3 protein-coding genes are annotated in these 10,374 nt (G+C 38.1%); all 3 read right to left on the bottom strand.

The window, feature by feature from the left end; all coding sequences use genetic code 11:
* A partial coding sequence (locus ADA56_RS07710) for a hemagglutinin repeat-containing protein (protein ID WP_239658992.1) occupies positions 1-7,586 on the bottom strand: 7,586 nt, incomplete at its 3' end.
* A gap of 70 nt (positions 7,587-7,656) precedes the next feature.
* Positions 7,657-9,432 (bottom strand): ShlB/FhaC/HecB family hemolysin secretion/activation protein, encoded by a 1,776-nt coding sequence (locus ADA56_RS07705; RefSeq protein WP_049370044.1) that lies wholly within the window; start codon positions 9,430-9,432, stop codon positions 7,657-7,659.
* Between the two features lie 222 nt (positions 9,433-9,654).
* Entirely contained in the window at positions 9,655-10,137 is a 483-nt protein-coding gene (locus tag ADA56_RS07700; protein WP_049366723.1) for a hypothetical protein, read from the bottom strand.
* Positions 10,138-10,374: the final 237 nt, after the last annotated feature.

Here is a 10,374-nt window from a genome sequence, read left to right as displayed (position 1 = left end):
CCTTTTGCATCTGTGGTCGCTTTCTTAATTTGGTTATTCACCGCAGGTGATAATCCTGAAGCCACCACTTCCGCTGCCGGTCTGCCGGCTAAAGCGGTGCTGATAACATTTAATGCCGAATCAATGACAAGACGTTGACTTCCACCCGTTTCCCATTCTTTAGCTTCGCGACTCGCTGTCTCAAAATTATCTCGTGCTTGTTTGACTAAAGCGCGGTTAGTTTCGTTGTTGTTTTCTGCCTTGGCTTTTTCTGCTTCTTCTAACGCAATTGCGGCTTCATGACGCTTCGCTTTCGCTTCTTCGCCAAATTTATTAGCAAGCAAACTTCCTGCTTCCGCGACATTTGGTCCAAATTTCTCTGTCACCTCACGTTGGAAATCAAGTTCTTTTTGAACATCATCTTTATTAAAACGATTCTCTAATTTACCACTTTGACTTTGTGCACTCTCTGTAGTGATATCTGTTTTTATCGCAGCAATTTTATCTTGTACCGTTTTGCCTGTACGTTTTAATTGCTCTGCTTCATCTTTAATTATGATATTTTGTGTATTAATACCACTTTTTGTTGTGCTAGATTGGCTATCGGAATCTTTACCATAGCCCATGCCATAGGAGAATTGGAGAGATTCCTTGCCTTCAGCCAATTTCTTGGTGTTCTCTTGTCCATCTACTCCTTTAGAATTAACAGTTGTGTTGCCATTTTTATCGGTATAAAGCAGATTACCATCTTTATCTGTGGCTTGTTTTGTACTTTGAGCTGCACCATTTTCGCCAAATGGTGTTTCAAAGTTAGCTGACACACTGCCACTTACACCAAAACTGCTGCCACTATAATTTGAGTGATTTTCAATATCTGAATGAGTCAGGCTACCAGTGCTAAAATGATTTTTACCATCTGCTTCTGCCTTTTGTGTAGAGGTAATCAATGCACCTTTAAGATCGGTATGCTTATTAACATTAATATCATAGCCTTCATCTCCGGCATAAATTCCTGCCTGTTCATTCACGCTTGCATGATCAGCATTGATTTTCGATTTATTGAAACTACCACCTGCGGCAAAACCATAGCCTACTGTCACACTACCTTGCATATTCATCTGTTTACCATGGTAGCGAGATTTATCTTGCAAACTCTCAATATTCAAGTTTTCAGCATTAAGTTCTACTCGTTTGCCTTTTACTTGGCTACCAATAATATTGGCATCACCACCTGCATGAATCACTGTTTTACTTTGGCTATCACCTACATGGCTTGCGACATAAGTGGTTTCATCACCATTGCCATAGCCTTTTCCGTAATTACCACCTAAAGTAACCCCAGCAGCCGCACCATTACTCACTTTAATGGCTACCCCTGCATTAAAACCACTCGATTTATTAGTGCTTCGTTCTTGATGGTTTTGTTCTGCTGCTTTGATGTTTACTTGATTGTCTGCCATCAAAGTCGTGCCTTGCTTGCCTGAGATGTCTGAACCTTCAATATTAATGTTGGAATCCTTTCCTGCGCCTGTCGCCATAATATTCACTTTGCCGCCCGCATTAACTTGAGATTGGGCTGCGGTTTTTCCTTCAGTATGAGTACGTGATTCGCTCTTTTGTTGGCCGTAAGTGATTTGCACCCCTACTACGGAATCCACATCGCTATTACTCATTGCTTTTTGAATAGAGTCGCCAGCTTTCATTACGCTATCAGCTGCCCGATAAGCATCAAAACCAGCATTAGCTGCTGCCATAGCATTCACACGACCATGCTTACTTTCACCTACTTGTCTAGTTGATTGCACTGCACCTTGTACTGCTTGAATAGCAGAAATAACAGGGGAGGTAATAGCAATAGTTAAACCTTTTTGCTCAAATTTTTGTTTGGTATTGGTTTCATATTTGTCATCTGCCGCTTTAATATCAGCTTTTTTCGCCAGAATATTCACATCGCCTTTAATGGCACTCACTGCACTCGCTGTTTGAGTATAAGTGTCTTTAGCAATCATCGTCGTATTGCCGTTTAAGCTGCCCACTTGGCTACTTTGTGCATAACGCTTCGTTTCGTCACTTTCTGCGGTTTGCTTTTGAGAACCAAAGGTAATACCAATACCACCACTAAGCGCTCCAGATCTTTTTTTGCTGTAATAATCATCGGAGTAAACTCGGTTCTCTGCCTCGTGTATATCAATATTATTTGCTTTAATAACCAATCCATTTTCAGCTACAGCATTTGAACCCTGAATATCGACATTACCATTATTCGAATGAATATAAATTTTATCTGCATCTAAGGTTGAGCCCTCTGCAATATCATAATTATGATTATGACGACGAGTTTCGCCTTTTGATTGGAATACACCATGCTTAGTCCATTTTGTTGCCTCTGATAAACGTTCTTGCTGACGACTTTCATGAATATTAATATCACCTTCTGAAAGCACGCTCATTGTGCCATTACTGACCGCAGAAGCCCCGCGCATTTCAATAGCATTTTTACCAACAAAACGAGCATCGCCTTCAATATTAAATTCTGACCCAATCTCATTATTCTGGTTGAGTTTATAATAGTTATTACTGTCTTTTACAAAATATTGTTTATTTTCAGTTTCTACCGTACCAACATTAAGCGTATTGCCAGCTTGAATATCCGCATTCCCTTTCACATTAATCTGTGCACCTTTGAAGGTAATATCTTCCGTGGCTTGTAATAACAACTGCCCTGGATTATTTTTCTCTCCTACATTAATTGCACCAACACGATTAATCGTTTTATGCTTAAAGTGTTCATTATCTGCTGTTTCAGAAAGTGTGCTGGAAATGTTGATATTTTTCGCATGACCAACCAAATTTTCTGTAGCGTTAAGTTCACCCCCTAAATTATCTAGGCGATTTTTCGCAAACAAATAAAGTTCTCTGCCTTGCAGTTTTCCACCCAAGTTTTCAATATTATTGGCACTTAAGTGGGTAAGGTTACGACCTGCAATCACACCACTATTTTTCATATCGCCTTGCGTATTGATAATCACATCATTTGCAGAAATCACTGCACCACGACTGTCAATATCCGTATTACGCCCAACAATATAAACTTGTGGTACCAATACCTCTGCTTTACTACCATCTTTGAGTGTAACTTCACGTTTAACCATCCACACCATATCAGATGTTAGTTCTTTCATCTGTTCTGATGTTAATGCTACGCCTGGAATCAAATTTAAACGCTTAGCATATTGTGCCCCATTATCCATCAGAGCTTTATATTGATCATAATCTGATAAATACCCATCAAGGAAACGTCTTCCTGTCAGCTTATTAACTTGCTCATTCACCAAGCGTTGCTCATAGAAACCATCACCTAAACGTTTAAGCAAATTTTGAGGATCATTGCGTAATTGCTTAAACATATAATCAGAACTTAGCCATTTTGATTTCTGTGTAAAACGTGGATCTGTTTCAACTAAAAACTGTCCTGATGCTGCTGGGTTAATTTTATAAAGACTTGCCTGTGGTAATGAAATATCCGGTAAGTGTGTTTTTATACCAAGATTATCTTTATTTTTTACCAAACCAGAGGTAAGCGCTGCTAAATCAACACGATTTGCATTGAGATCTGTTTTTAAAGGTGTTTTCTGTTCAAGAGATACTCCTTGAAAATCAGATTTACCATTAACAGTTGTCCCTGTTTTTTCGACAGGTTCACCAATTGTCAATAATTTCAAACCAAAACTAAAATCTTGGGTTGGATGAACATCCGTAAAATTACTATAATAATGATAGTGCTTATGTCCCTTTCTACCACGTTTGCGTTTCACTTTATATTCTTGAACGAATAGACCTTCATCAGTGATATTAATCGTACCGTGTATATCATCATTATTTAATTTTGAAATTGCACCACTTAAACGTTCATTTGTTGATTGAGTAAAGACCTTATCGTCAAGTAATAATTTTTGGCCTACAAAAATTTGACTTTGGTTATTATTCAGATCTTCACCTGAAAGGTGTAACTCTCCACCAATTAATATTTTTGCTGGATCCTGATGTTCTATTGTTGAAGTAGTTGTTGTTCTAGTATAACGCCATTCTTTCCAACCAAACCCTTCAATACGAGTCCCATTGTTTAACTGGAAATATGAATTTGGATTACGACTACCATTATTCAAGTTATAGTAGCCGTCAACACCACCACGATAACGATGTGAATCACTTCCTAACGAATATTCATTAATCCATTCTTTTTCTACTTTTTTACCTAATCTTAGGTGTAAATCTTGGTTTAAAAGATGATGTGTCTTAATCCAACCACTTCCTAAAGCTTCAATTGTCGCACTACCGTTATCAATACTATTTGCATAACCAGTAGCTTGATTATTTTCATTCAACTTCCCACCAATATAGATATCACCTAAACTCATAATAAGTGAATGATTACGGTTTACTAGATTACCAACACCTAAATCAAGTCTCTCGCGAGCAGCGATAGTCGCTGCTGTTCCGTCAGAGTTCTCAAGATTATTTAAATTATTTGCTTGAATGGCAAGATGACTACCATAAATACGTGCAGTACCGATATTATTGACATCATTGGCTTTAATCACTGTGGTGTCACCATCTATTAAACCAAAGTTATCCAGTTTCTTGGCTTGAATACGAGTGTTTATCGAGGAAATTTCCGCATTAGCATTATTTTGAATAGTCGCGCCTTCAACTGATGCTGAATTACCTACCACAAGGTTAGAATTATTAACAAAATCACCTTTTGTTTTAAAAGTAAGATTATTACCTACACCAAAGGCTTTATTAAGCGTAAAGCTATCATTTAACTCAATGCCTAAATCACCTTTTGTTCTAATCGAACCTTCATCCGCTAATGTTTTGGCTTGTAATGTTGTGCCAATCACTGATTCAATTTTTCCTAGTGCATTATTTACAACTAAGGTCAAATCTGGATTTACAATATCAACTCGACCAGTTGATAAAATCTCACCTTGTTGATTATCAAGAGATTGATTAACCGTAATATTTGCTGATTTTCCTGCATAAATACCACCAGATTGGTTTTCAATATGCTCTGCATTCATTACTAAATTAGCTGTTTGAATACCTTGAGTAGGGGTATCTTGCTTAGCTTTTGTATTTTTATTATTTACATTTGTAACATTTAACACTAAACGATTTGTTGCACTAACTAAAGAGCCTTTATCACCTTCAGCCTGGTTATCCATCGTGGTCAAATTTAATGTTGAATTCACACTTTGAACAATGCCACCTTTGTTATTTAAATTTGTACCAGATAATGTTAAATTCTGAGACGAAATTACACCTTGTGCATTATTTATTGCAGCAAAAGAAATCGCTGCTGTTTTCGCTGAAATATCACCTTGTGTGTTATTCAAATTTTTGGTTTGAATCGTTAAATCAGACTCTCCCTGAATCACTCCTTTAAGGTTATTTAAATCATTTGCAAGCAATGTCGCACGAGAAACAGATGAAATAATGCCATCTTGGTTGTGTAAATTTTCTGTTTTTAATGATAGTTCATCTTGGCTATAAACAATACCATGCTGATTATTAAATTGATTAACTGATAAATCTGCGCGATTTCCGGCAATTAACTTTCCTTCCTCATTATTAACTTGCTGTGAAGCCAATAAAACCTGTCCACCTAATATTTCACCTTTTTGGTTATTCAAGGTTGAAGTACTAATATCAAGACTATTTTTTCCAAATAAATAACCAGATTGAGACTCTATATGTCCGGCATTTGTGTTAAGTTTCACACCTTGATTTGACCAAATCACACCTTGATTATTTTGAATTAACGGACTTTGAATAGAGATCAACCCTTCAGCAGCGATTTTCCCTTGAGTATTATCTAACCCTTTCTTTAAATTCAGTGAAAAGGCTTCTTTACCACGTTGAATCCAGCTACTCTTCTTATTATTAAGTTGTGCAGTATCTATCAGAAAATGCCCTGCATTTAGGTTAGTATTCTCCGCTAGAATAGCGTCTGGACTGATTAATGTAGTATTCCCCTCACTGTATAATGTTGCTTGCTTCAAATTTAAAGGTGAGTAAGTAGATTGGAAAGCAATACTATCAGCTGTTGATTGACTTTCAGATAAATCAAGGGTACCTGCTTTAGCATTAATTTGGCCACTAGCTAGATGCTGAGCTTTAGATGAAACAGAATTTTCAGCTGAGAGCATAATGCTAGCACCTTGGGCACTTTGACTATCTAATGAACGACTCTCACCTTGTGTAGTTTCTTGAGCAGTTACACCTGCAGCGATTAACGCACCTTTACTAGCTTCAATATTCTTCGCTTGGTAAGTAACATTACCCTTCACTACAGTTTCACCTGTTTGAGTGAGATTATCCTTAGCTTGAACTGAGATCCCACCCTGACGCGAAACAATCGAACCATGTTGTGCTACATTAGCTTGAGAACGTAATGATACATTACCTTGCTTAGTCTCAATTTTCCCGGTATTTTCAATCGTTTTCTTTGCGCTGAGCTCAGCTTGTTGTGTCGAACTGATAGTACCACTATTGACAATTTTCCCTTGGCTATCAATCTTCACATCACCCGCAGATGCACCAATGTGTCCCGCATTACGCACACCAAGGCCTTGGCCGTTATCCACTAAATGGATTTTTTCAGCATACATCCCACCTAATTGGCTCACATCCACACTGTAGCTTTGGTTTTCACTTTGCGTGTCTGAAGTGCGGTCAGTGTTATCGGTGTTTTTATCACCCACGTACACAACTGAATCGTTAGTGCGGTCAACGTTGTTTTTACCTGTGGTAACTTTAATCCCTTTCTTCGACCAAACCCCACCTTTGATTTCGGCTTTCTCCGCGATAATATCGGTGTAATCAGATTGGCTGTTATCCATGCCTTTTTGACCAACAGTCACTTTACCGCCTTTTACGCGATAGCCTTTCAACTCACCATTTTCAACTTCCGCTTTACCCGTTGTCAGCGTGGTGCGTCCCGCATTAATCACACCACAGCCATCACATTGGATACCACTTGGGTTGGCAATCACCACATCCGCTTTTTTACCTGCAACTTCCACATAACCTTTTAAACGGCTTGGATTAGCGGAGTTCACCTCGTTAAGAATGACTTTCGCTTCACCGCGAGCAAGATTCGGGTTACCTTGCACCCAGCCCGCCATTTGTGTTTGGGCCGCTTTACGAGCATTGTTTAACACGGCGCCTTTCTCTGCCACATCAAATTGTGAATATTGGTTACGTGATACCCCACCTGCGCTTGGTGTTTGAATATTTACTTGCGGTAAACCATTGCCGGTTTGAAGTACTGTGGGTTGTTGATTACCCGGTGCAGATTTATCTGCACGAATGGCCATATCTTCTGCATGAACAGAAGGGGATAAGAAGACAAAGCCCAATGCTAACATTAAGCTAAAATGAATAGGATTAAGTGAAAGTGTACTTGAAAATAGTCCTGTTTTTTCTTGTTCTGAGCTCACATTTTCACTTTGTGCTTTACCTTGAGATTTTGCCAGCTCAGATACCACGACAAGCTGGTTTAATACACGGCTAAAAATCACTTTATAATGACGTTTATTCATTTTTTAATTTCCTTTAAAGTTTTAAATTCTGTTTGGTTTTAATCAATTTATTCATCTAAAAGCGTGAGCATTAAAAACGGTAGCTCACATTAAATCCGGTTGTCACATGACTGGTTCTAAATCCTTCCGGTTTTTTAATTGGGACGCCCACAAAATAATCATAGTTAATGCCCCATAATTTACCACGAAGTCCAATTGCACCACCCATTAAGCTATCACCAATTTGAAGCTCTTCTTGGCTGGAGCGCACTTTACCTCGGTCAATCCCTAAATAAAGCTCATGTCCTTTATTGGCAATATCCCAACCCAACTCATTTCGCCATAACCAACCTTTTTCACCGGAAAGTGATAGCTCACCATCAAACCCTCGCACGGTATAACGACCACCAATACTAAATTTATCTTGTTGTGTTAAAGGTGTGCCGTTCCATTGTCCATTCCAACTGGTGTTAAAACGGAAAGGCTGATTACCGATAGTGAAAGGATAGGTAAAATCAATGCCTGCAGTAAAAATCTGCATACGGGAAGTCCCTTCACCAAATTCCTCTTCCGGAGCAGGTAAGGCTTTATTCCCACCCGTACCACGTTTATAGTTCGCAAACAGTTGTAACACTGTTTCGCCAATATATTGAGTGTGATTTAAGCCCACTTCCCAACCGGCTGTTCGACGACGCTGCACTTCAATTTCGGTGTCATTGATATAGTTATGGGATTTTTTCGTCCATAACGCGGCATTCACATAGGTTTTATGAAGACTTCCACGAGATAATAAGCGACTTAAATTGGCTTTCATTTGTTGGCTTTCACCCGAATAGGTATAAGACTCAAACGCGCCCGCCACCGTTTGGTGATAAGAATATTTTGAACCAGAAAGGGTTAAGAGATAGTTCTTCCAAGGAATAGAATAATAGAGGCTGACATTTTTACTGCCATAATCGCCTTCCGCATCATCGCTATTACGTTTAAAGCTGCGTGTACCACTGATATAGAACATATCATTAAGTGTTAGCACATTATCCCAGGAAAACGTGGCTGAGCCCTGTAAGCGACCCGTAGCTTTACTGCCTGAGTCATCTAGTCCCAAGGTTAAATGGAAAGGTAAGCTTTGCTTATAAGCAATCACCACGTCTGTTTCACCTACCGCATCTGTTGGCACAAGCTCCATATTCGCATCAGCACTCGGTACACGTTTTAAGTTTTCTAAACCTTGTTCAATATTGCGAATATTTAATATATCCCCCTGCGCCATTGGCATGGCAAACCATAAGGTGCCACGGGTGGCAAACGGAATTGCACTTTGGTCTTGTAATTGAATACGACCTACTTTACCTGGAATCACGGTGAGTACGAGCATGCCTGAACGCAAATCCTGCGGCTCCACCACCACGCGGGTCGTGACATAACCAAAATCAATTAAACGATTTTGGATACGGCGAAGTAAGACATTAATCCCCTCTGAGCCAATACAAGCAGGCAGCGCAAAATCACGCTCAGCATAAACTGACTTTAACACCCAAGAGAATCGGCTTGGTTGGATTAATTTAAGAGAAGACGCTGATGAATTTTCTTCTTCAGCTTGATAATCGGTCAGTACCAATTGATTGATAGGAAAACATTGTGCTTCATTTTGTGGAAAGCCAAGTGAGGCTTCTTTTTCACCCTCCAAGCGTACATTTGCGGATTGCGTTTGCTGCGCTAAAATCGCTGCATCTTGTTCCGCTTGTTGCCTCTGTTGTTTGGCATCGATTTGTTTTTCTACATTTACATTTGGTGAGCTAGGTGCTGCCAAAGCGAAAGAGGAAATAAATAATAAACTAGAAAGAAAAGAGCGAGATAAGTTCTTCATTATACTGCAGAGATTAAGTTGTTGATAAATTTTCCATATAATATCAAAAGTTGTTTTAAAATTCTATAAACTAATATTTTTAATACAAAAATGCGGGATGGATTTTGAGAGGTTTTAAAACTCTTTTAAAATTGACCGCAATTTATCATTAATGAACTATAATAGCCCATATAACCTCAAATAAAACCCAGATTATCTAGGCTTTATTTCTTAACACGCTAATTACCAACTATCAAAATATCGATCCAACTTTAGGAACTCCTCATAGCATCCAAACTTAGGATAATTATAATAATTAGAATTAGTATTTATAATAACCTCATAACTATCAACAATATTAGACTCATAGTCCATTCTTTCTGAAAAAACGTGTCCATCCTCTAAAATTTTAAATTGATGTATAATAATAGGAGCCTTACCTACCCCATATTTTTTAGATGTAATAAAAGATAAAAATAATTTATCAGTTGTTAATTTACTAAATTTAAATTCATATGATAAAACCTCATTAAGATTATCATCTAAAAAGTACACAATGACATAATCTTTCCCAATAACAATATAGGAATCAGGTCTACTAGAAGAATTGATTAAAACAGTATATTCCTCCTTTCCATGTCTCCTTAAGGCATCTTCGACAGAAAACTCCCCCCAAGATTTTTTTTTAACAAATGACCATCCTTTACTGTAAAAATATTTCTCCATACAACAACCTCTTGTAAATTAATAAACATTACCTTCACTATCACGAATAATTATTTTCAATTCATTAGCCTTATCTAATATCTTAGATGGAATAGGATTATGCTGTTTAGGCACCTCTAAAATATATTCTCCTCTTAATACTTTCCCACCTAAGATGCCATTAGAAGGGACATCCGCAATTCTACTTCCCTCTGAGTATTTTTCATGATTCTTTTAAATTGCTTACCATCAACTGAA

Origin of the sequence: Parahaemophilus parainfluenzae, from assembly GCF_001055095.1 — a bacterium.
GTDB classification, from domain to species: Bacteria; Pseudomonadota; Gammaproteobacteria; order Enterobacterales; family Pasteurellaceae; genus Haemophilus_D; species Haemophilus_D parainfluenzae_Z.
This window is presented reverse-complemented; position numbering and strand designations above follow the sequence as displayed.